22 protein-coding genes and 1 pseudogene are annotated in these 21,512 nt (G+C 70.0%); 6 read left to right on the forward strand and 17 right to left on the reverse strand.

Translation table 11 applies throughout. The features are described 5' to 3' along the window. From ABZ854_RS35180 to ABZ854_RS35195, 4 genes and pseudogenes are all read left to right on the forward strand, one after another. On the forward strand, positions 1-491 hold a 491-nt coding region (locus ABZ854_RS35180), incomplete at its 5' end, for a hypothetical protein (RefSeq protein WP_361219546.1). Between the two features lie 52 nt (positions 492-543). Next, a complete protein-coding gene (locus ABZ854_RS35185) occupies positions 544-744 on the forward strand; it encodes a DUF397 domain-containing protein (protein ID WP_361219549.1) in 201 nt (66 codons plus the stop codon). Positions 745-1,110: 366 nt separating this feature from the next. After that, a pseudogene (locus ABZ854_RS35190) lies at positions 1,111-2,346 on the forward strand (IS701 family transposase). Between the two features lie 186 nt (positions 2,347-2,532). Continuing rightward, positions 2,533-3,723, forward strand: a complete 1,191-nt coding sequence (locus ABZ854_RS35195; RefSeq protein WP_361219552.1) for an IS701 family transposase — start codon at positions 2,533-2,535, stop codon at positions 3,721-3,723. 237 nt (positions 3,724-3,960) lie between these two features. On the opposite strand, the gene ABZ854_RS35200 is transcribed toward ABZ854_RS35195, so the two are convergent. Then, positions 3,961-4,692 (reverse strand): HEAT repeat domain-containing protein, encoded by a 732-nt coding sequence (locus ABZ854_RS35200; RefSeq protein ID WP_361219554.1) that lies wholly within the window; start codon positions 4,690-4,692, stop codon positions 3,961-3,963. Between the two features lie 464 nt (positions 4,693-5,156). Here ABZ854_RS35200 and ABZ854_RS35205 point away from each other — a divergent pair, with 464 nt between their 5' ends. After that, positions 5,157-5,330 (forward strand): hypothetical protein, encoded by a 174-nt coding sequence (locus tag ABZ854_RS35205; RefSeq protein WP_361219557.1) that lies wholly within the window; start codon positions 5,157-5,159, stop codon positions 5,328-5,330. A gap of 584 nt (positions 5,331-5,914) precedes the next feature. Here ABZ854_RS35205 and ABZ854_RS35210 read toward each other — a convergent pair. The 11 genes from ABZ854_RS35210 to ABZ854_RS35260 form a co-directional block, all read right to left on the reverse strand. Then, a complete protein-coding gene (locus ABZ854_RS35210; protein WP_361219606.1) occupies positions 5,915-6,892 on the reverse strand; it encodes a cytochrome c oxidase assembly protein in 978 nt (325 codons plus the stop codon). A 28-nt stretch (positions 6,893-6,920) separates the two neighbouring features. Further along, entirely contained in the window at positions 6,921-7,106 is a 186-nt protein-coding gene (locus ABZ854_RS35215; protein WP_361219560.1) for a hypothetical protein, read from the reverse strand. A gap of 266 nt (positions 7,107-7,372) precedes the next feature. Next, entirely contained in the window at positions 7,373-7,915 is a 543-nt protein-coding gene (locus tag ABZ854_RS35220) for a copper chaperone PCu(A)C (RefSeq protein ID WP_361219563.1), read from the reverse strand. Next, the gene (locus ABZ854_RS35225; protein WP_361219566.1) at positions 7,915-8,583 is read right to left on the reverse strand and encodes an SCO family protein; all 669 of its coding nucleotides are present in this window, start codon (positions 8,581-8,583) and stop codon (positions 7,915-7,917) included. Before ABZ854_RS35225 ends, ABZ854_RS35220 begins: the two co-directional genes overlap by 1 nt. Positions 8,584-8,923: 340 nt before the next feature. Beyond that, positions 8,924-9,751, reverse strand: coding sequence for a hypothetical protein (locus ABZ854_RS35230; RefSeq protein ID WP_361219569.1), 828 nt, complete (start codon positions 9,749-9,751; stop codon positions 8,924-8,926). Positions 9,752-10,390: 639 nt separating this feature from the next. Further along, positions 10,391-11,362, reverse strand: a complete 972-nt coding sequence (locus ABZ854_RS35235; protein ID WP_361219572.1) for a TauD/TfdA family dioxygenase — start codon at positions 11,360-11,362, stop codon at positions 10,391-10,393. 537 nt (positions 11,363-11,899) lie between these two features. After that, complete coding sequence (gene ssuE / locus ABZ854_RS35240) at positions 11,900-12,457, reverse strand: NADPH-dependent FMN reductase (protein ID WP_361219575.1); 558 nt, start codon at positions 12,455-12,457, stop codon at positions 11,900-11,902. Positions 12,458-13,404: 947 nt separating this feature from the next. Continuing rightward, on the reverse strand, positions 13,405-13,776 hold the full coding sequence (locus tag ABZ854_RS35245) for a sulfurtransferase (RefSeq protein ID WP_361219578.1): 372 nt from the start codon (positions 13,774-13,776) through the stop codon (positions 13,405-13,407). A gap of 39 nt (positions 13,777-13,815) precedes the next feature. Continuing rightward, the gene (locus tag ABZ854_RS35250) at positions 13,816-14,313 is read right to left on the reverse strand and encodes a cysteine dioxygenase family protein (protein WP_361219581.1); all 498 of its coding nucleotides are present in this window, start codon (positions 14,311-14,313) and stop codon (positions 13,816-13,818) included. A gap of 240 nt (positions 14,314-14,553) precedes the next feature. After that, positions 14,554-15,750 carry an acyl-CoA dehydrogenase gene (locus ABZ854_RS35255; RefSeq protein ID WP_361219584.1) on the reverse strand — a complete coding sequence of 399 codons (1,197 nt, stop codon included), beginning with the start codon at positions 15,748-15,750 and terminating at the stop codon, positions 14,554-14,556. Between the two features lie 153 nt (positions 15,751-15,903). Then, complete coding sequence (locus tag ABZ854_RS35260) at positions 15,904-16,362, reverse strand: Rrf2 family transcriptional regulator (RefSeq protein WP_361219587.1); 459 nt, start codon at positions 16,360-16,362, stop codon at positions 15,904-15,906. A 302-nt stretch (positions 16,363-16,664) separates the two neighbouring features. Between ABZ854_RS35260 and ABZ854_RS35265 the strand changes: the two genes are divergently transcribed. Continuing rightward, entirely contained in the window at positions 16,665-17,210 is a 546-nt protein-coding gene (locus ABZ854_RS35265) for a winged helix-turn-helix domain-containing protein (RefSeq protein WP_361219589.1), read from the forward strand. A gap of 21 nt (positions 17,211-17,231) precedes the next feature. Here ABZ854_RS35265 and ABZ854_RS35270 read toward each other — a convergent pair whose 3' ends face one another. The 5 genes from ABZ854_RS35270 to ABZ854_RS35290 all read right to left on the reverse strand — a co-directional run bounded on the left by ABZ854_RS35270 (position 17,232) and on the right by ABZ854_RS35290 (position 21,412). Continuing rightward, positions 17,232-17,693: an Rrf2 family transcriptional regulator gene (locus ABZ854_RS35270; protein ID WP_361219591.1), complete on the reverse strand. Its 462-nt coding sequence runs from the start codon at positions 17,691-17,693 to the stop codon at positions 17,232-17,234. Between the two features lie 97 nt (positions 17,694-17,790). Beyond that, a complete protein-coding gene (cysA, locus tag ABZ854_RS35275) occupies positions 17,791-18,801 on the reverse strand; it encodes a sulfate ABC transporter ATP-binding protein (RefSeq protein ID WP_361219594.1) in 1,011 nt (336 codons plus the stop codon). Then, positions 18,798-19,589, reverse strand: coding sequence for a sulfate ABC transporter permease subunit (locus ABZ854_RS35280; RefSeq protein WP_361219597.1), 792 nt, complete (start codon positions 19,587-19,589; stop codon positions 18,798-18,800). Before ABZ854_RS35280 ends, cysA begins: the two co-directional genes overlap by 4 nt. Further along, on the reverse strand, positions 19,582-20,403 hold the full coding sequence (gene cysT, locus ABZ854_RS35285) for a sulfate ABC transporter permease subunit CysT (protein WP_361219600.1): 822 nt from the start codon (positions 20,401-20,403) through the stop codon (positions 19,582-19,584). The genes ABZ854_RS35280 and cysT overlap by 8 nt, the downstream gene beginning before the upstream one ends. Then, a complete protein-coding gene (locus tag ABZ854_RS35290) occupies positions 20,396-21,412 on the reverse strand; it encodes a sulfate ABC transporter substrate-binding protein (protein ID WP_361219603.1) in 1,017 nt (338 codons plus the stop codon). Before ABZ854_RS35290 ends, cysT begins: the two co-directional genes overlap by 8 nt. Positions 21,413-21,512: the final 100 nt, after the last annotated feature.

The raw sequence follows: 21,512 nt of genomic DNA on the forward strand, positions 1-21,512 counted from the left end.
GCCCGTCGAATACGAAGCCAACTACTACCGAGCAACCACGAAACCCCAGCTCACAGCCACCAACTGAGATCTCTAACGAACCCGGGGCGGTTCAAGCCTCCTACGCGGCGTTCAACCAGCGTCTACGGCAGTTCCACTCCGTGCTGTCGAGAGATTACCTCGCTCTCGCTTCTGGGCAGGCGAATCCTCAACAGGGCCAAGAGCGGCAAGAACCTCGCCGCATCCTGCGCGACGTATACGCCGAGGCGCAGATGGTGATCAGCGATGATGTGCTTGTTGTCGCGAGCAACATCGTGCATCAACTGCATCGCATCCACGCCTTACTCGGCCAGTACGAGCAGGAGATCGCGACTGAGGAGCCCTTGGAAGACATCAGGGACAGATTGGAACGCGCCTCGGAGGGCTTGTACGAGGTAAGGCAGACCATGCGACGAGACCTCGGCGTCTCGGCGCTCCCGATCCACCGGCCCGACGGCTACGGCACTACGTGATCGACGTCGAACGACAAGTGCACTGCCAGGTCGGCAGCCAAGTGGAGGAACCATGAGGCCCCTGCAATGGACCAGGTCCAGCTACTGCGACTCGGCAGGGCTCGACTGCGTCGAAGTAGCGTTGATCCTCGGCCCCGTACCCGCGGTCTGCCTCCGCGACTCCAAGGCCACATCCATCCCAGTGCTCGCCTTTGAGCCCACTGCATGGTCGGAGTTCGTTAGCCGCGTCGAGCAGTTGAAACCATGCCGCTGACCAGCATCGCAAACCGCGAGCACGATGCGGCTGCGACCGCGGACCTACCGCTACCTCCACGACGTGTCTCGTCAAACCACTTCCGGAGCGGCGCTCGAAGGCCGGAGAACCCCGCCGTCGCCGTAGGCGCGGTGACGGGGACTGCCAAGCATGTTCAGGATTCGGTTGGGGCGGACGAACCGTCGTCCCCCGCCCCCTCGTCTTCGGTGGCGAAGCGCGAAACGCCGTGGACTATCTCTCCGCCCCGGTAGTACCGCGATGCGCTCGCGTACTCGGTGGGGTTGTCCTCGTACATGACGACGTAGCCCCCTAGTAGTGCTTCGTTACGTTGTGTGATCTTCCCTGGTGGTGGGCATCTTCTCCGGTATGAGGCTGGGGGAGGTGGAACGGCTCCGGGGTGAGTTGGCGGAGTTCGTTGCCGATGTGTTCGCCTCGGTGCCGCGGCGGGATCAGCGGCGGTGGGGCGAGTGTTATCTGCGGGGTCTGATGCTGGACGGCCGTCGGAAGTCCATCCAGCCGATGGCCGAGCGGCTGCCGGACGGCAACACGCAGGCCCTGCAGCAGTTCGTGAACCAGTCGCCGTGGGATCCGCTGCCGGTCAGGCGGCGGATCGCCGAGCGGCTGTCCGAGATGATCACACCTGAGGTGTGGGTGGTGGACGATGTGTCGTTCCCCAAGTGCGGCACCGCTTCGGTCGGGGTGGCCCGCCAGTACTGCGGGGCGGTCGGCAAACGGGCGAACTGCCAGGTCGCGGTCAGCGTCCATGCCGCCACCGACACCGCGTCCTGCCCGCTGAACTGGCAGTTGTATCTGCCGCGTGAGTGGACGGACGAGCCGGACCGATGCCGCAGGGCAGGAGTCCCCGACGAGGTGGTGCACCAGGAGAAGTGACGCCTTGCGCTCGGCCTGCTCGACACGCTCGCCGCCTGGCAGATGAAGGCGCCGGTCGTGGTCGCCGACGCCGGCTACGGCGTCAGCACCCCCTTCCGGCTCGGTCTCGAACAGCGCGGGCTGGCCTATGTCCTGGCGCTGACCGGGAAGGAAGTCGCCCACCCGCAGGACGCCGAGCCGCACCAGCCCGCTTACGGCGGGCTCGGCCCGCCGACGCTGCCCCGCTATCGCACTGCACCCCGAGCCGTCTCGGTCCTCGCGGCCGAGGTCGGTGCCGGCCGGTTCACCGAGGTGACCTGGCGCCGGGGCAGCAAAGGCGCGATGACCTCACGGTTCGCGGTCCTGACCATCCGGCCTGCGGGCAAGCAGTCCCTGGCCGCGGCCCAGGAAGCGGGCGGCGGGCGCAACCGTTGGGACGGTGTCCTGCCCGCCCAGACGCTTCTGGTCGAATGGCCGGACGGCCAGGACACTCCGACCGGTTACTGGATATCGAACCTGCCCGTCACCACCCCGGTCGCCGACCTGGTGCGGTGGGCGAAGATGCGCTGGCGGATCGAGCACGACTACCGCGAACTCAAGCACGGCCTCGGGCTGGACCACTTCGAGGGCCGCACCTGGCGCGGCTGGCACCACCACGTCACCCTCGTCACCGCCGCACAAGCCTTCCTCACCCTCCGGCGGCTCGACCCAAAAGTCCGCACGCCGGCCTGACCCTCTACCAGGTCCTCGACCTCCTCCAGGACCTGCTGAGGTGCTGGGCCGGTGCATGCACCACCTGCGGACGACCTCTACCCAACCCGCGAAGCCGCCGCAGACAGCCCAGAACCTAACGAAGCACTACTAGTACTGCAACGGTCTTTTGCGTGACGGTGGGACGGCTGGTGCGTTGTGCTGGTCATGGGGTGGGAGAGTGTGCGGGCGGGTGCCCGGGAGTGGTCGGCGGGGCTGGTCGAGCTGCATGAGCGGTTCCTGCATTGGTTCGCCAGGACCGAGCCGCGTGAGTCGGCGCTGGCATATATGCGGGGGCTGGTCGCTCCGTTGGAGCGGAAGAACGGCTGGACGCTTGCGGAGGAGGCCGGTCATGCCGGTCCGGACCGGATCCATCGGTTGCTGAACCGGATCGAGTGGGACGCGGACGAGGTCCTGGACGACGTGCGCGATTACGTGGTTGAGCACCTCGGCGACCCGAATGCCGTCCTGATCGTCGATGACACCGGCTTCCTCAAGAAGGGGGTGCGCTCGGCGGGGGTTCAGCGGCAGTACTCCGGCACCGCTGGACGGACCGAGAACTGCCAGATCGGCGTGTTTCTCGGCTATGCCACTGGTCGCGGCCGCACGCTGATCGACCGCAGGCTGTATCTGCCCACGTCGTGGACCGATGACCGCGAGCGGTGCCGCGGGGCTGGTATCGCTGATGAGATCGTGTTCGAGACCAAGGTCGCCATGGCGAAGGCGATGGTCCGCCGCGCGATCGCGGAGAACATCCCGTTCCGGTGGGTGACCGCGGACGCCGCCTACGGCTACAGCAAGGGCTGGCGGCACGGACTCGAGCAGGCCGACGTCTTTCACGTCATGGCCACCACCCGGCACGACACCGTCGTCACCCGCTGGGCCATCGACCACCCCGTCCACGACCTGTTCCACGATCTGCCCCGCCAGAAGTGGAAACGCCGGTCCTGCGGCAACGGCGCTCACGGCCCTCGCGTGTTCGACTGGGCCCGCGTCGAGGTCCGGCCCTGGCACCGGCCCGACCGCCGGCACTGGGTCATCGCCCGCCGCAGCGTCCGCCGGCCCGAGGAGATCTCCTACTACATCGCCTACTGCCCCGCCGGCACCACACTCGACGACCTGATCCACGTCGCCGGCAGCCGTTGGGCGGTCGAGGAATGCTTCCAGACCGCCAAGCAGGAATGCGGGCTGGACGACTACCAGGTCCGCCGCTACGACGGCTGGCACCGGCACATCACCCTGGCCATGGCCGCCCACGCCTGCCTCACCGTCCTGCGGGCCCGCGAGCTGGACACCGGGAAAGCAGAAACGGATCCTCCCAGCTCATACCCCTCACCCCGCCCGAACTCCGACGGCTGATCAGTCGGCTCACCCGGCCCCGACCGAGCATCGACCACGTCCTGCACTGGTCCAACTGGCGCCGCCACAGACAACACCAAGCCCGCACCAGCCACTACAAACGGCGCGGCCACACACCACCAGAAACTGCCCCACCGTCATGTAAAAGACCGTTGCAGTACTAGCCACCGCATGTGGGAGAACGATGGTGCCCCCGTACAGGTCGCTGGACGGGGGCACCATCGTTCTCCCACGCCGTCACGCGGCGGCTGTGCCGTCCATCGGCGACCGGGCTCCGATATCGTCCGCGACCAGCGCAGCGGCCCGCTCGGGATCCCCATCCGCGCGTTCGAGGAGCCGGTCCGCGTTCCAGGCAAGAGTGCTGTCGTGCGCGGTCAGGGCCAGTGTCAGCGCCGCCTCCATCCGGTGTGCGTACAGCGCCGCGTCTGTGTCCGGCAGGAGCTCGTAAACAGCTTCCAGAAGGGCGTCCGAGTCCCGGTCGCGGCGCGCACGCAACTGTGGATCGCAAGCGGTCAACGCCTCGGTGACACCTGGGTCCCTGGGATCGAACGCGCGCAGGGCCGGCAACAGTGTCGCCTCGGCCAGTACGGCAGCGGCCTGGAACGTGTGGAGGTGCGCGCTGTCCGCTGCGAGGAGCTGTCCGAGCAGTGGTACGGAGCGTGGGTCGCGGCGTACAGCCAGACCGCGCACTGCCTCCTCGCGGGTCTCCTCGTCCGGGTCGTCCACGCGCGCCCACAGGGCCTGCCGCACCCCCGGACCGTCCACCGCGGCCAGGGCGCCCAGCGCGAACACGGCCCGGTCCCGGACGTCCGTCTCAGCGTCGCGGGTCAGTTCGATCAATGCCCCCACCGCAGGACCGTCTGATCGCCCCGTCACCACGGCAGCCAGCTCGACCGCCGCCTCCGCCCGGGCCGCGGTGTCAGTGTGAGCGGCCTGCTCGATGAGAGCCTCGAGCTCGTATGCGTCCATATCCATCATCATCGGTCATCGCCTGATGTCATCGCCAGCGCCCCCGCACTGCCGGCGTTACCGGACCGTCCAGTCGCGGTTTCGCGGGCGTGACCTCAGCCGCCGCCAAGCACGGCGGGCTGCCCGGGGAGGTCGCCGTCACCATCGGACTCGCCCCGCCCTGGAGCGACGGTGCGACGAAGGACATGCGCACCGGGCGAGGAGGGCCATGTACGGCGAGCCTCTCTCGAACTCTTGGCCCGCATCCCCACTCACCCCGAGCATCGCGTCAAATCACCCCGAGCATCGCGTCGAACCCGGCGCCACGCACGGTTCTGTGACCCCCCTCGTCGGCGGCGGGTTCCGATCGCCGTCTTCCGCCCCGCTTGACCTGGGAGCATTTGAACGTGTTCACATATGGGCGTCGGGGGGCGGCGGGACTCCGTCGTCATCCACACGGCAGACAGATCTCACGAGGAGGCACGGTGGGTTCGGGTGCAGTCGTCATCGCATACGCCTTCCTGATCTACACGGTCCTGATGGCGCTGTTCTGCGTCTTCGTCGGGTCCAGGACCTCCTGGAGGATGGGCTGGCTCATGTCGCTTCCAGTGGTCTTCGCGCCCTGGGGTCTGGCACTGATGGACTTCGCGACCCACTGATCGGCCCCGGCGCGGGACCGGACGGCGCCGTCGACACGGCGACTCCGATCAACCGCGTCGTCGCTGGGCGACAGCACTGACCTGGTGGCGCCACGGAACCAGCGAGCCGGTTCTCCGTGAACAGCGCAGCCGGCCGCATCTCGCCGGACTGAGCCTCAGGCTGAAGTGGCCGCGCGTAGCGTGACGTACCGCGCCCGAGGGGAGAACACGGACATGCGGGACGGCTGTGCGGACATTGCGTGAGGGAATGGCCGCCACTGTCGGAGTCGCTCCGGCGGGACTGGGCCGATCTCCGGGCAAGGCTTCCGGCTCCGCATGTGTCGGGGGCGTACGCCGGCGCGGTGCCGGTGACGACACCTGGGGGGCGGAGGTGCCGCGACGTCACGGACGTCGGCTGGTGCGGTCGCCGCAGTGAGCCGTCCGGCGGCCGTCCTGACGCCACGCTGCCCGCTCGGCGTCCGCCTCAGCAGGCCGTAATGGTCACGGCCACGGTCCGCATGCCCGCCGTGATGTGACCAGCCATCCAGGGCCTGCGCGTATTCGGTACCCGCGCACAGATGGCGGGCACCGATGGCGCGGGGCACTCATGCCGGCCGGTCGCGGGTGGCGAGCCGGGCGAGGTAGGCGTTGTAGGCGGCCAGCTCCGCGTCGTTGTCGCGGTCGGCCTGGCGGTCGGTGCGGGCGGCGGTGCGGCGGTCGCTGGCAGCCCACTGGACGAGCAGTGCGATCAGCACCAGCACGGTGGGGATCTCGCTGAAGGCCCAGGCGATGCCGCCGCCCATGTTCTGGTCGGCGAGCGGGCTGAGGTGCCAGCCGGCCGGGGGATGGGCGAAGTAGCCGGCGATCAGGCCGCTGGACATCATCACGGCGATGCCGAAGAAGGCGTGGAACGGCATGCCGATGAACAGTTCCAGCATCCGCAGCACGTGCGAGGGCCGACGGGGTGCCGGATCGACGCCCATGATGGGCCAGAAGAACAGCAGCCCGGTCGCCAGGAAGTGGGCGAGCATCCACTCGTGACCCAGCCAGCTGCGCATGAGGAGGTCGAACAGCGGGGTGAAGTACAGGCCGTACAGACTGGCGATGAACAGCGGCAGGGTGAACAGCGGGGAGGAGACCACCCGGGCCAGGCGACTGTGCAGGAACCAGGTGATCACCTCCCGGGGGCCGATGCGGCCGTGCCCGGCCGCGGGCAGGGCACGCAGCGCCAGCGTGGCCGGTGCGCCGAGCAGCAGGAGGATCGGCGAGAGCATGGACAGCACCATGTGCTGCACCATGTGCACGCTGAACATCTCCATGCCATAGCCGCCCACGCCGGTGCAGGTCACCGCGGCGACGCTGACCACGCCGGCGGCCCACAGCACGGACCGGGCGAGCGGCCAGGAGTCACCGCGCCGCCATAGCCGCCAGACCGCCAGGCCATAGGCGACCAGTGCCAGCAGGCATGCCAGGGGCTCCACCGGCAGCGGCTGCGGATGCCAGGCCAGCAGACGCCCCAGGGTCGGCGGCGCCGTGGGCATCCACATCGGCCCGGTCATGTGCGCATGCATGTTCATGTTCATGCCGTTCATGTGCTGCGTGTCGTACATGTCATCCCTCCAGCAGGCGCCGGCCGACGTACGCGTCCGACGCGGCGCCTTCCGGGACTGCGAAGACGGCGGTGGACTCGTGGCGGGTGAGGCGGGCAGGACGGCCGGAACCGGCGAGTCTGTTCCACACCTCGACGAACGCCCCCGGGTCCACCTGCCAGGCGACGAACGCCAGCCCGGCGTCCACGGGGATCCGACCGATGGCCTGCGGTGGGATGGGGCGTTGCGGCGCGGACGGTGGTGCGGCCGGATGCCCCGGCTGCGTAACCCGCCGCACCTGCGGCGCCGGCCGGCTCAGGAGCCGTCTACGGGAGGTTCCCGGACGGCCGTGCCGCCGTGCTGTGTTGTCTGGCATGTCCTTCGAGCCCTTCTCCGGTTCCTCGGGAGGTTCGGGAACGACGAGGGCCGGCGGACCTAGGAGGCGCGCGCGGTGGGGACCGGCCCTCGCCACGGTCAGTTCCTCGGCTGATACGTCATCGGTTCGACCGGGGCCCGGACGGTGATCGTGCCGGAAGCGGCGAACCGCAGACGCAAGGTCACCGTCTCGCCGGCCGTCGGCTTCTTCCTCAGGCCCGTCAGCATCAGGTGATCCCCGCCGGAGCGCAGCACCAGTCGGCCACGGGCGGGGATGGTCAACGACGTCACCGAAACCATCTGGTGCGACGCCGTAGTGCGGTTCATCGACACGCTGCCGGCCATGTCACTGGTCACGCCGATGAGGCGGCCCTGCAGCCGACCGGTGTTGGTGACGGTGAGATAGGCCGCGGCCATGCCGGCCGTGGGCGGCTGCCGGACGTAGGCGTCCGTGACCTTGAGGACCGGCTCGTCGTAGGCCACCGCCCCCGACCCTGTCGACGAGGCCGAAGGTGAGGACGCCGCGGACGACGAGCAGCCGGTGACCGCCGTGACGCCGAGCAGGAGTGCGGTGACGACGGCACCGGTGGCGATGCGGCCACGGACCTGGACACGGGAACGGAAACGAACGATGGAGCGCATCACGGCGTCTCTCCCTTGATGAACTTGGACAGGTCGGCGGCATAACGTCGCTCAGACGTACCGACGGTGTAGAAGAAGTGCGCCTCGTCGTCCCGGGGTGAGAAGACGATCGCCTCGGCGCGGTGGCTGACGGTCTCGCTGCCGTCCTTGTGCCTGACGGGCCGGGAGATCCCCACACCCGGGCTCCGCGCCGCGCGCCGCACAGCGCTGAAGTCGCCCGTCAGGCCGGTGAAGTCGGGATGGATCGCACCGAGCCACTGCTTGAGGGACCCCGGTGTGTCCCGGTCCGGGTCGGTGCTGACGAAGAACATCCGGAGCCTGTGCCGCCCGGCGGCGGGCAGCCGGTGGGCGGCCAGGGCGATGTCTGCCATCGTGGTCGGGCACACGTCCGGCCAATGGGTGTAGCCGAAGTACCACCGGGTCCGACGACCCGCGGTCTGCTTGACCAGGTCGTAGCGGTGACCGTTCTGGTCGGTGGGGGTCAGTGAGGGCTTGACGTCCGGCGGATCCGGAGAGTCCACACCAGACGTGGCATGGGCGCCGGATCCGGAGACGACGGTGGCCGCCGTCCCACCGCTGGACGGGCCCGAACAGGCCGGCAGGGCGAACCCGGGCGCGGTGACGAAGGCCGCGACGCCACTGATGCGGCGCGCGGAGGAGCTGCGCATGGAAGGGCTCCTGAGCAGGAAGCTATGGGGCATACGTCGGCTCCGGCGAGCCGGTGCCGCGTATGCGGGACAGGAGAAGGGGGCGAGAGGCACGCTCACCGAGTGATCGGCTGGACACCGAATCTGTACGACAGGAAGCCGGGCAGGCCGCGTCGGGGCCCGCCTGGGTCATGCCGTACCGGCAGGACATGAGCATGCCGGGGCTGGTCACCCGGGGTACCCGGCGCTCTCGGCGCCCGGCACGTCGTCGACCGGCGCCGGCGCGGTCGCATGCGTTCTCGCCTGTGGCCGGGCAGCCCTTCGCCCTCCCCGTGCGCGGGAACCGGCACGGAGGGGGGATTCAGGCCGCCACGGCCACCACGGGCGGCCCTCGGCGCGCGAGGCGTGTCCACAAGATCGCTGACTGGCGCTGCCACGCACAGCCGTCACCCCTCCGGCGGTGCACGGCGCGTGCCGCCGAAAGCCGTCGCAACTGCCCGGCCACCCGTTTCTGAACCCGTGCGATCAGCAGGCCGCTCAACAGACGCAGCCGGGCACGCCGGGCCAGGTGTTCGGCGGTCACCACGGGGAGCTGGACGGCCTTCCACAGGGCGATCTCACACCGGCGCAGCAGCCAGCCGGTCACAAGAGCGGCGGCCACATGCGCGGCGATCATCGGCGGCGTGAGCATCGACCCCAGCATCATGACGAGCCCACCATGACCAGTCATGCCGGCCATCCCCGTCCCACTCATGCCCGGTGAGCCGTGCGGGCCGGACAGGACACCGGTGGGATCGAGCCCCGACTGCCGTACGATCAGCGCCGCCGCCCGGGGGGTCAGGTGCGCGGCCTGCGGATCGCACAGCAACCGCTCGGCGACGGCCACCACCGTGGCGGAGCGGTCGTCCGGGGCGGGCCGCACCGGGCTCTGGCCGATGCAGAAGAGCAGGTGCAGACCGGTCTCACCTGCCAGCAGGCTGAGCGCGATACCGGGCAGCGAACGTTCCCGTCCGGCCAGCGGCCCCACCACACCGAGCACCCCGGCCCAGCCCGCCACCAGGGACCACAACGGCATCCCCGTACCCGACGCCAGCGCGTGGCCGCTCGCGGACAGCGCCACGCAGACTGCTGAGAACACCGCGGCCCTCAGCAGTCTCAGATCGGCGGCAGCCCGTACCGGGACATTCATGGCGGTGGCCATCATTCCAGCCGCCCGTGAAGGGGCTGGCACCGGGTCCGGGCGGTCGGACCGGGGGTACCCCCTATGGGTTTGGTCAAGCTGACGGGGCAGGTCGGGGTTCGCAGAAGGTGTGCCGTCGCGGAACATTGCTAAGAACACGTCGGCTCGGCGTCTGGCGAGGCGGAGGAGAGCTTGGGTGGGGCGCTTGCCTTGACTGAACGCCCGCTCCGCCTCTCACATGGCATGACCTGCGCGACCATCCAGGTGATGCCCTGTCAGAGGGCACAGCCGGGGCGCCCTGTCCGAAGCCGAGTTGGTGGGGCGGTATCGCGGCGGATGTCGAAGGAGTCGGGGCCGTTCCGCCCCAGCGGGCCCCGCCGCCGTCCTGCAGGCCGCGACCGCGCGGTGAACTGGTCCCGCTGACGACGTCGCCATCAAGCACGAGCCCGACGCTGTCATTACATGCGGCGTAGGCGCAGGTTCATTGGGGATACGGCTCCGGAGCGTGCGGCTGCTCCACCGTCGCGTCAAGAGCGCGTCCGAACCGGACACTCCCCCGTCCGGTTCGGACGCCGGATCCGGGTCGGCACCGGGCGGTTCCACCGCGGCCACCGGTCAGCCTGAGAGAACCGTGGACCGGTCGACGGATCACGCCAGCGCGACATCTCCGTCCGTCGAGGCGCCGGAGGCGATGCCGTGCGCTGGCTCCGGCACTGTATCCGGGGAGAGCAGCACCGAGCGGCGGCCGTCCGCGCCGACCGGGACGTCGCCGTCGATAGTGACGCGGCGCAGGGTGCGTGCGTGGTCGTCGGAGTCGTCCACGCCGTAGTGCTGGGTCGCGCGGTTGTCCCAGATGGCGACGTCGCCCGCCCGCCATTGCCAGCGCACGGTGTTCTCCGGGCGCTCTACGTGCGACTGGAGCACGCCGGCCAGCGCACGGGAATCGGTGCCGCTGAAGCCGGTGAGCTTCTGCAGGAAGTTGCCGAGGATCAAGGTGCGTTCACCGGTCTCGGGGTGGACGCGTACTACGGGGTGCTCGGTGCGGAACCTGGTCGACGTGAAGACCTTGCGATGCTGTTCCAGGGCCTCGGAGGGGGCCTCGGGGCGTACGGCTGCGTAGTCGAAGTCGTTGGTGTGCACGCCGCGCAGGCTGTCGGCGAGGACCTTGAGGGGCTCGGGGAGTCCGGCGTAGGCGGCGGCCGTGTTCGCCCACAGGGTGTTGCCTCCGTAGGGCGGGACGACCTCGGCGCGGAGGATGGAGAAGGCCGGGTAGGCAGGGACGAAGGTGACGTCGGTGTGCCACTGATTGGCCCGGCCGCCGTGGTCGTTGTCGATGCCGAGAGCGTAACGGCCGTCCACGGAAGGCACGGTCGGATGGGCGACCGGGGTACCGAGACGGCGAGCGAACGCCTCGTGGCCGTCGGCGTCCAGATGGTCCTGGTCACGGAAGAAGACGACCTTGTGTTCGAGGATCGCGGCGCGGATCGCGGCCACGGTCGCCTCGTCCAGGTCTCCGCCGAGGCGGACGCCGGAGACGATGGCGCCGATATGGCCGCCGACCTTCTCGACACTGAGAGCGGTGACACTCGGAGCGGTCGTTGCGGACACGGTGGAGGTCATGGAAGTGGTCCCTTCAGCTGGGTGGGCCTTGTCTTTTTTTCGATCGGGACGAGATCGGCGCACAGGAACGCCGCTTCGGAAGTGCTCGAGTGAGTGTGCGCCGGCACGGGAGATGGGACGAGGCGGGCCTCGGCCGGTGGGGCCGGGCACGAGGCACGTGGTCGTCAGCGGCGCCGACACGTCGCCGAGGCAACGTGCCCCAGGTCGACGTGGAGCCGCGTAACGAGTGGAGTCGTCGCGGTCATGTACGGGAGCATCGCCACCCGGTCATGGGCTGGTCAAGGCTTCCACGGCGCGCTTCACGACCTTGCAACACGGGCGTACGGGAGAAAGCGATGGTGAGCGGCTCGGCAGGCAACAGGTGAGCGGCCGGTCTCGGTCGGACGCCGTGGCGGGTGCCATGACGACCATCGCCGCTGCGGCGGTTGTCGCCGTCGGTGGGGGAATTCTGACGGATGATGTCTGGACCTCGGGTCCGGGAGTCACCCGGAGTGGTGTGGGGGGACGGGGACGGGCCCGGCGAACACGCCACGGCGCTCATCCGGTGGCCGCCAGCAGCGTGGTGCGGCCGCCCAGCGCGGCGGAGAACAGGTCCGTCACCTGCGCCAGGGGCTCGGCCGCGCTCGGCGTGAGGGTCAGTGTCCCGTCGTCGGCCGCGGTGATGTCCTTGTCGAGCGTGAACCAGCCGGGGACGATGTGCGCGGCGCCCATGGAGCTCAGTACGGGGCGCAGGGCGTAGTCGATGGCCAGCACGTGGGCGATGCTGCCGCCAGTGGCCAGGGGAAGAACGGTCTTGCCCGCCAGCGCGTACTGCGGGAGCAGGTCGAGCAGCGACTTGAGCAGCCCGGAGTAGGCGGCCTTGTAGACGGGGGTGCCGATCACTACCCCGTCCGCCCGGTCGAACAGAGCGGTGGCCTCGACGATCGCCGGGTGACTGAAGTCGGCGCCGAACAGCGCGTCGGCGGGGAGGGTGCGGACGTCCAAGGTGATGACCTCGTGTCCCTGCGCGACGAGCCGCTCGTCCAAGTGGCGCAGCAGCCGAGCGGTGCGGGAGATTGCGGAGGGGCTTCCGGAGACGGACAGGACGGTGGCCATGGTGAGTGAACCTTCCAGGAGTACCGGGTGGGTGGGGTAGTTCGGTGGCGAGGGGTGACGTCAGGTCGGGCGGGGTCCGCGGGCGGCGGGGGAACGCACGCCGCACCGGGGTGTGGACCGGGAGATGCCGCTCACGCGTGAGCGTTCCTGGCAGCGGCCCCGGTCCGCGTGGTACTGGTCATCGTGTGCCGGGCGGGGCGGAGCGTGTAGTCCTTGTCGAAGACGGGGTCGGAACGGGATGTTGTTGCGAAGCCGCGTCGGTGGCGGCGGTGCCGAGGAACTCCACGGGCGCAGGTGGGGCCCTTCCGAACGACGTCGTGCGTGGCGTGACGGAACGGTCCACTGCGCGTGCGGAACCGTGGTTGTCAGAGCGGCGACCTGTGGCTACGCGCGCGGCGACTCCGGGTCGTCGTGCCAAACGGTGCCGCGGCGCGGCGGGCGAAGTTACGAAGGTCGGCCCGCAATGATCACCGGGCAGGGGAAAGGGCTGGCGGGACGGTGCACTGCCGAGTCAGGCGCGACACGCGGCGGACCACACCCGGCCGAAGTCGATGTGGTCCCGCGAGATCAGGCGTTCCCGTGTGGTCATGCCCCTCATTCAGCAGTGCGTACGGCTGCCCGTCAAGCGCGGACCGCATTCCGTATCACAGCCTGAGATCGTGTTGCGGGAGCTTGTACGGAGCATTGCAACTCCTGATGAAGTAGCGCCCGTTCATACGCTGCCACCTCTATTCTGGCGGGTGGACCGGCGACCCGCTTGTGCGGTACACGCTCTGGCCGCGTCGAGGGTCTCGACATGCGTGACGGCACCGACTTGTCCCCCCGGGGGTACTCCCGGATGGGGCCACAGCGGCAGCCCTCTCGACCTCGATGTCCGGTCGGAGTGACGTGGGACGTGCCGGGCGGCCCCCAGCCCCTCACTCAGTCGTGCTCCGGTTCCGGCGAGGTCACCGGCAATCCGGCAGCGCGCCAGGCGCGGTAGCCGCGATCAGGTCGGTGGCGAGGGGCAGGCCGACGGCCCGGAGGGACGCGGCGGCCGGCGACGAGGCGTAGCCCTCGTCGCAGAACACGATCCAGCGGATGCCGGTGCTCGTGGCCTGGGGCAGGGCACCCTCACTCGTCGGGTCGCAGCGCCATTCCAGGTGGTTGCGCTCGATGACGAGGGCACCGGGGACCCCTCCCTCCGCCCGGCGGGTCCCGGCGGGCCGCGTGTCGAAGAGGAGCGCGGCCCGCTCCCGCACGGCCCGGTAAGCGTCCGCCGGTGCGAGGCGGTCCAGCCCAGCACGCACCTCGGCGAGATGACGGTCGATGCCGCTCATTCGTCCACTCCTTCGACCCGGTCGGTCACGAGACGTCCGTCATGGGTCGGTCACGAGACGTCCGTCATGCAGTTGACGGTAGTAGGACATGGTGGAGAGCGGCGGGGAGTACGCGTGGATGCTGACGGCCGGCGCCACGGCCTCGTTGGTGACCTGGTGGATGTAGCGGGGCCCGAAGGTGCGCGCCGTACCGGTGAGCAGCTTCCGTGGCTTCGGATGGCGCCGGTGGGCCGTCGGAGGGAAGACGCTTTCGGTCAGTTCGCCGCGTACCACGGTGAACGCGCCTCGGGACCCGCCGTGGCCGTGGATGTCGGTGCCCTGACCTGGCAGCCAGCTCAGGAGCCACACCTCGTGCGATTCGGAGTGCTCCAGGCGTGTGTAGTAGCGGTCGGGACTCTCGAAGCGCACGTGCGGGAGCCAGAGACCTCGCTGCTCCGCGAACCGAGCGACGAGGTCACCGAGTTGGACGGAGGTGAACGGCGTGGCGGGGGGCGTGCGGACGGACGGGCGGGTGACGGGGGACGGCAGGGTGGGCATGGGGGTTCCCTGGAGGTGTCGAGACGGGTCGAGGGCGTGGAGATGCCGCGCCTCGGAACACCTGGGCGCGGCCGTCAGAAACGGCCGCTGTGACACAGGGCGCTGGCCACGCGGACGAGGTCCACGTGGTGCCTGGCGAAGAAGCGCCTGCTGGTCGACATGAGTGCAGGCTGCCAGGACGGTGACCGGTCCGGCAAGCCGAGCGGTGTGTCGGACCCCCCACGCCGCGGGCGCCCGGCCTCATGTCCATCGCGCCGACGTGGCGCCCTCGCCGTACAGGAAGTGGTCGCCGATCGCACGCAGGGCAGGGCCGGCGGGCCCACGGCCTGCCAGGACCCGGATGTTGCGCCAGAACCTGTCGATCCCGTCGGCATCGGCGATTTGCAGAACCCCCTCTCCGGTGACCAGGGCCGCCCTGACGGTGACGGCTTCAGCGACCGCCACCAGGGCGGCGGTGTCCGCGCACTGTTCCGCGTCCAGCGCTCGGCCCGCGCGCAGGGTTTCCGCCATGGCAGCCGTTGCGCGGCCGACAACGGCCGACGCGCTGTGGACGGCCAATGCCAGTTCTCCGAAGGCCAGCAGCAGATCGGCGTCCACGCCGGGAGCCGGTGCGAGAAGGTTCTCCGCGCTGCCCCTGGGGCGGGTGTGGGACGCCGCACGACTGTGGTCCCGCGCCTCCGTAAGCGCTCCCTCGGCCACCCCCAGGGCGACGTGGGAAAGCATGAGCCGCAGCGCGAGCGGCGCGACGGTGGCAAAGGGCGCAACCGCGTCCTCGTCGCGCGCGGCGGTCCCCAGCAGGTCGTCCGCGCCGATCGCCACGTCATCGAAGTGGACCGTGCCCGCCCCGGCGAGCCGCTGGCCCAGCCGGTCGGGCAACGGGGCGCGGCCGACGCCCGGGTGGTGCGGGTCGACCAGGACGACCAGGGTCTCGCCGGTACTCGTGGAGACCGCGTCGAGGACGAGCCGGTCGGCCACGTCGACCGCCGTGGGCAGGGTCCGGTGTCCGTTGAGGCGGAAGCCTCCGACGGCGGGGGTGAGGACGAGGCAGGCACCGTCGTCGAGGTGGGAGGGCTCGTCCGCGCTGGTCGTACCCGTGTCGCCGGCCCACAGCCATTGTCCGCGCACGGCGCGGGCTTCCAGTTCGCTCACCCGTTCCGGGGCGGCGAAGAACCGGGCGCTCCAGGACAGCACGTGGTGTCGGCCGAGGAGTTCACCCATCGAGCCGTCCGCGGCCGCGATCCGGCGGACGATGGCGCAGGCATCGCCCCAGTCCATCCCGGCGTCCGTCCCGCCGCCAGCCGCGTCGGGCGGCGCGAGGACGGTCGGCAGGCCGGAATCGCGCAACCGCGCCACCTCGTCATACGGCTGCTTGCCCGCCCGGTCGCGGTCGAGCGCGTCCGCCGCGAGATCGTCCCCGAGTTCACGGGCCACACGCATCCAGAACTCCGGTGTCCCCACCACCCCACCCCCCATTCCCTATTTTTCCTATGCACTTAGTAGGGATTAGCTTGCGGTTGCTTCCCGCCGTGAGCAAGAGGGCGCCCGCCACGTGGACATGCCCGTCCTGAGAGGCGAACGGGCGGCCGGCCTCTACGGATTTGTCCAGGCGGCCGGGGCCTCCGTGAGCGCCATGACATCGGAGGGCAGTCCGCCCGAGACGACATCGGCGAGGGACACGCCGTCCAGGATCTGCCGGACGTTGGCCCGTAGTGCGATCCATAGGGGGAGAAGTGACGCGGCGGGGCCGGTGTACGACAGGTCGGGCGGACGCACCCCCTGCACCGACACCAAGGGTCCGTCCACGACGCGGATGACGTCCGCGATGCTGATGGACTCCGCCGGCCTGGCCAGCCGGTAGCCGCCGTTGACGCCGCGCTGGCTCAGCACGAGGCCACCCCGACGCATGTCCCCCAGGATGCTTTCGAGGAACTTGTGCGGGATCTCCTGCGCGTCCGCGATGGTCTCCGCCTTCAGCGGCCCGGCGTCGGGTGCTGCGGCGAGCTGCAGGGCGGCTCGCACCGCGTAGTCCGCTCTGGCCGAGATCCGCATGGGGACAGTATCCCGCACGGCGGGCGGCGACCACGCCGCGCCCCGACGCATTGTTCACTATCCCTATCGTTTTTCTAGGAAATGCATTGACGGGCGGGCTCCTTCACCGGGACCATGGCCTCATGTCCCGCACACAGCAGCCGCTCGTTCGCCGTCGGCACGTCGACTTCCGTCGCGTGGCCAGCGCGGTCTGCCGCTGTTTCTGACACGCCGGCGGTTCCATCCCTCCGTTCACGTGACCTACGTGCGGGCCCCTTGGGGCCCTCTGCCGAGCCGACCCCACTCAGAAACGGACACCCGCCATGACCATGGCGCTGCCCTCCCCCACTTCCCTGCTCTCCGAGCCGTCCGCTCCCCGCCTGCGCATCGCACCGGAGCCGACTACTCCTTCCGCACAGGACGGTACGCCGCCGCTGGCCGCCTACCTGGTCCTGCTGCCTGCGGACACCGATCCCGCCGCGGTCTTCGCGCGCACGGGACTACGCCCGCACATCCGGGCCGTGGCGCTCGACGAACTGCCCGCACCCGCACCCCTGCCGGACGGCGGCGAACACCCCGCCGGCGGCCCGGTCCGCATCGACACCAGTCGGCACGTCGCCCTGCTGGACGGTCACGAACTCGACCTCACCTACCTGGAGTTCGGCCTCCTGGCCCGTCTGGTGGACCGTCCCGGCCAGGTGCACTCCCGGGAGCAGCTGGTCCGGTCCGTGTGGGGACACGAGCACATCGGCGACGGCCGCACGGTCGACGTCCACGTCGCCCGACTGCGCCGCAAGCTGGGTACGGCCCACCGGCACCGGATCATCACCGTCCGCCGGGTCGGCTACAAGTACGTTCCGGACGCGTGAGGCACTCCTGGGTGCGGTCCGTCAGCGGGGCAACCAGGCGTCCGGCTTCTCGGCCATGGCTGTCACGTCGCCCGGGAGGTCCCGGGCGACGACGTCCGCCAGGGTGACGTGCTCCAGCACGGCCCGGATGCTGCTGCGCAGGGAGATCCACACTTCGCGCAGCGGCTCCGCGGAGCCCGACAGCTCCAGGGCCTCCGGGCGGGTGCCCGCCACGTTCGCGAGGGGGCCGTCGATGGCACGGATGACGTCGGCGACGGCGATCGTCGCCGCCGGACGGGCCAGGCGGTAGCCGCCGTCCTGGCCGCGGCGGCTCTCGACGAGACCGGAGTGGCGCAGCTCGCTGAGGATGGTCAGCAGGAAGCGCAACGGGATCTTCTGCGCCTCGGCGACCGTCTCCGCCTTGACCAGTTCCCCGGCCGGGGAGCGGGACGCCAGCTCCACGGCGGCACGGATCGCGTAGTCGGTCTTGGCGGAGATGCGCATGGCTCCATTATGGGGCGCGGTGGATCAGCGGCGGTACGGACCGGCCTGCGCCGGATCCGTGCGACGGGCGCCAGTCCTTCAGTACGGGACGCTCAGGTCACGCGCCCGCTGCCGGACCGGGCTCCTTCGCCACCGAGGCGAGGACGGGAGCGTCCTCCCCGCGGCTCCCGGGCCCCAGTGAGCGCAGAAAGACCACGTCCCCGGGCGTGATGTCCAGCTGCTGCGCCTCGGCCCGGGTGACCTGCACGGTCGCCGTGGTGCCGTCGGTGAGGGTGACGTCGACACGGTTCTGGAACCCGAGGTCCACCGTGCGCTCCACCATGCCCTCGTGGGCGCCGTCGGTGCGGTCGTGCAGGATCTCGATGTCGTGCGGGCGGGTCAGGGTGCCGCCGAGGCGGGTGGTGGGGCCGAGGAAAGACATGACGAAGTCGTTTGCGGGGCGGTCGTAGAGGTCGCCGGGTGTGCCGGACTGCTCGACCCGGCCGCCGTTGATGACCACGATCTCGTCGGCGAGCTCCATCGCCTCCTCCTGGTCGTGGGTGACGAAGACCGTGGTGGCGTGGAGCTGGTCGTGCAGGTCGCGCAGCCAGGCACGCAGCTGCTGGCGGATCTTGACGTCGAGGGCGCCGAAGGGCTCGTCGAGGAGAAGCAGCCGGGGCTCGACGGCGAGTGCGCGGGCGAGCGCCATGCGCTGGCGCTGTCCCCCGGAGATCTGGGACGGGTAGCGCTTGGCCAGGCCCGCGAGGCCGACGAGGTCGAGGAGTTCGCCGACACGCTCCCGGATCCGGTCCTTCGGGGCGTGGGCGACCTTCAGCCCGAAGGCGACGTTGTCCCACACCGTCATGTGGGTGAAGGGGGCGTAGTGCTGGAAGACGAAGCCGATGCCGCGGTGCCGCGCGGGCACATAGGTCGTGTCGGTGCCGTCGATGTGGATGGTCCCGGAGTCGGGTGTCTCCAGTCCGGCGATGATGCGCAGCAGTGTGGACTTGCCGCCGCCGCTGGGTCCGAGCAGTGCGGTGAGGCGGCCGGGTTCGATGTGGACGCTGACGTCGGTCAGGGCCTGGAAGTCGTTGAACCTCTTGGAGACGTTGCGGGCCTCGATGCTCATCGGTGTTCCTTGCGGCGGTTGAGGAGGGACATGGCGGCGAGGATGGCCAGCGAGATGGCCGCCAGCAGGAATCCGGCGCTGTAGGAGCCGGTGGTGTCGAAGTTGCGGAAGCGTTCCTCGACGTACAGCGGCAGGGTCTGGGTCTGGCCGACGACGTTGCCGGAGACGATGCTGACCGCCCCGTACTCGCCGAGCGCGCGGGCCGAGCTGAGGACGACGCCGTAGACGAGGGCCCAGCGCAGGGCGGGCAGGGTGATGGAGAAGAACGTGCGCAGCGGCCCGGAGCCGAGCATCTCCGCGGCCTGTTCCTGCTCAGTGCCCAGTTCCTCCAGTACGGGCACGACCTCGCGCACGACGAAGGGCAGGCTGACGAAGACGGTGGCCAGGACCATGCCGGGCAGCGCGAACAGGACCTGAAGCCCGTGGGCCACGAGCCAGTCGCCGATCCAGCCGCCGCGACCGTAGAGGACGAACAGCGCGAGGCCGATGACCACGGGGGACATCGCGAAGGGCAGGTCGATGAGGAGGTTGACCAGCCCGCGCAGGGGCATCCGGCGCCGGGCCAGCAGCAGGCCCGTGACCACGCCGAACATGACGTTCACCGGCACGCTGATCACGGTGACCAGCAGTGACATCCACAGGGCGTGCCGGGCGGGTTCGCTGCTCAGCGCCTCCCAGACCGGTGCCAGGCCGTGCTCGAAGGTGCGGTATCCGATCATGCCGACCGGGACGAGGAGGAGGGCGGCCAGGTAGGCGAGGGCACCGTAGCGCAACAGGTGTCTAGCCACGGCGTGCTCCGATGCGACGGGTGAGCCAGGACAGGCCGCCCAGGACCAGCAGGGCGAGGGCGAGGAGGGTGAGACTCACGGCCGCGGCGGCGGGGGTGGCGCCGGACTCGACCTGGCCGGCGATGAAGACGGAGGCGACCTGGGTCTTGAAGGGGAGGTTGCCGGAGATCAGCACGATGGCGCCGAACTCCCCGAGCCCGCGGGCGAAGGCGAGACCGGCGCCGGTGAGGGCGGCCGGGAGGATCGCCGGGAGGATGAGCCGGCGGAACGTCTGCAGCGGGGTGGCGCCGAGGCAGGCGGCGGCCTCCTCCACCTCGCGCTCCAGGACCAGCAGGACCGGCTGGACGGAGCGCACGACGAAGGGCAGCGTCACGAACAGCAGCGCCAGCAGGATCGCCGCACGGGTCTGGGCGACGTCGACGCCGATCGGGCTTCCGGGGCCGTACAGAGAGAGCAGGACCAGGCCGGCGACGATGGTGGGCAGCGCGAACGGCAGGTCGATGACCGCGTTGACCAGGCGCTTGCCGGGGAAGTCGTCGCGGACCAGGACCCAGGCGATGAGGATGCCCGTCACCAGGTTCACGCCGGCGGCGAGCAGGGCCATGCTGATGGTGAGGGTGAGGGCGGAGCGGGCCTGCGGAGCGGTGACGGCCTCCCAGACGTCGGCCTCGGAGGCGCGGGCGGCGAGCGCCGCGATCGGCAGGCCCACCAGCACCGACAGGTACAGCAACGGGGCGCCGGGCAGCAGCCGGGCGCCCAGCCGCCGGGTGGCGGCTGGGCGACGGGCCGGTGTCAGCGTGGCGGACTCAGCCACCGCTGACCCCCAACTCGTTCTCGATCTTCGTGATGGAGCCGGTCTTGGTGTCGAAGAACTCCTTGGCGACCTTGGGCCAGCCGCCGAGGTCGCGGATGGTGAACAGTTGCTTCGGAGTGGGGAACTTCTTCTCGTCCAGGACGCTCTTCACCACGGGCCGGTAGCCGTGTTCGGCGAAGGTCTTCTGCGCCTGTTCGGTGTAGAGGTACTTCACGAACGCCTTGGCCTGTTCGGCGTTGGCGGACTTGGACAGGGCGGCGACCGGGTTCTCGATCAGCAGCGTCTGGTCCGGGATGACGTAGTCGACGTCCTGCTTGGCACGCTGGGCCTCCAGCGCCTCGTTCTCGTAGCTGATGAGCACGTCCCCGGTGCCGGAGGTGAAGGCTGCGGTGGCCTTGGAGCCGCTCTCGGGCTGGGCGACGGTGTTCTTCAGCACCGACTTGACGAAGGCGAGGGCCTCGTCGGGGCTCTTGCGCTGCTTGAGTGCGGCGCCGTAGGCGGCCATCAGGTTCCAGCGGGCGCTGCCGGAGCTGAACGGGTTGGGCGTGACGACCTTCACGCCCGGCTTGGTCAGGTCGGACCAGGAGCGGATGTTCTTCGGGTTGTCCTTGCGGACGATGAACACCACAACCGAGTCCGTCAGCATGCCGTTGTACTCGTTCTTGTTCCAGTCCTTGGACACCAGACCCTCGTCAACGAGACGGGTGAGGTCGGTCTCCAGGGAGAACTCGACGACATCGGCGGGCTGGCCCGCCACGACGGCCCGGCTCTGCGCGCCCGAGGCGCCGAAGGACGTGCTGACCTTCACGCCCTTGCCCGCCTCGGTCTTGGCGAACTCGGGGATCAGTTCCTCGTAGACCTCCTGCGGCGTCGAATAGGCCACCAGATTGATCTTGCCGCTCCCGCCTGCGGAGGATCCCCCGGCCGAGGAGCAGCCGACGGCCAGGGCCAGGACCGACACTACGGCCGCGAGGGAAGCAACGGGCCTGGGTAGCCGTCGCAGATTCATGGGAACTCCGTAAGTTGTTAGGCGGCCCGGGAGGGCCGGGTGTGGCTTATGGGTCCTTGCCATCAGTGGCTTCGAAGGAGTGGCCGCCCGGTTCTCCGGG

The organism is Streptomyces sp. NPDC047028 (assembly GCF_040644095.1).
Classification (GTDB): domain Bacteria; phylum Actinomycetota; class Actinomycetes; order Streptomycetales; family Streptomycetaceae; genus Streptomyces.

Coding starts and splice junctions, on each gene's coding strand:
- ABZ854_RS35185 (WP_361219549.1), top strand. CDS start 544: ATGAGGCCCCTGCAATGGACCAGGTCCAGCTACTGCGACTCGGCAGGG.
- ABZ854_RS35195 (WP_361219552.1), top strand. CDS start 2,533: ATGGGGTGGGAGAGTGTGCGGGCGGGTGCCCGGGAGTGGTCGGCGGGG.
- ABZ854_RS35200 (WP_361219554.1), bottom strand. CDS start 4,692: ATGGACGCATACGAGCTCGAGGCTCTCATCGAGCAGGCCGCTCACACT.
- ABZ854_RS35210 (WP_361219606.1), bottom strand. CDS start 6,892: ATGAACATGAACATGCATGCGCACATGACCGGGCCGATGTGGATGCCC.
- ABZ854_RS35220 (WP_361219563.1), bottom strand. CDS start 7,915: ATGCGCTCCATCGTTCGTTTCCGTTCCCGTGTCCAGGTCCGTGGCCGC.
- ABZ854_RS35225 (WP_361219566.1), bottom strand. CDS start 8,583: ATGCGCAGCTCCTCCGCGCGCCGCATCAGTGGCGTCGCGGCCTTCGTC.
- ABZ854_RS35230 (WP_361219569.1), bottom strand. CDS start 9,751: ATGAATGTCCCGGTACGGGCTGCCGCCGATCTGAGACTGCTGAGGGCC.
- ABZ854_RS35235 (WP_361219572.1), bottom strand. CDS start 11,362: ATGACCTCCACCGTGTCCGCAACGACCGCTCCGAGTGTCACCGCTCTC.
- ssuE (WP_361219575.1), bottom strand. CDS start 12,457: ATGGCCACCGTCCTGTCCGTCTCCGGAAGCCCCTCCGCAATCTCCCGC.
- ABZ854_RS35245 (WP_361219578.1), bottom strand. CDS start 13,776: ATGAGCGGCATCGACCGTCATCTCGCCGAGGTGCGTGCTGGGCTGGAC.
- ABZ854_RS35250 (WP_361219581.1), bottom strand. CDS start 14,313: ATGCCCACCCTGCCGTCCCCCGTCACCCGCCCGTCCGTCCGCACGCCC.
- ABZ854_RS35255 (WP_361219584.1), bottom strand. CDS start 15,750: ATGCGTGTGGCCCGTGAACTCGGGGACGATCTCGCGGCGGACGCGCTC.
- ABZ854_RS35260 (WP_361219587.1), bottom strand. CDS start 16,362: ATGCGGATCTCGGCCAGAGCGGACTACGCGGTGCGAGCCGCCCTGCAG.
- ABZ854_RS35265 (WP_361219589.1), top strand. CDS start 16,665: ATGACCATGGCGCTGCCCTCCCCCACTTCCCTGCTCTCCGAGCCGTCC.
- ABZ854_RS35270 (WP_361219591.1), bottom strand. CDS start 17,693: ATGCGCATCTCCGCCAAGACCGACTACGCGATCCGTGCCGCCGTGGAG.
- cysA (WP_361219594.1), bottom strand. CDS start 18,801: ATGAGCATCGAGGCCCGCAACGTCTCCAAGAGGTTCAACGACTTCCAG.
- ABZ854_RS35290 (WP_361219603.1), bottom strand. CDS start 21,412: ATGAATCTGCGACGGCTACCCAGGCCCGTTGCTTCCCTCGCGGCCGTA.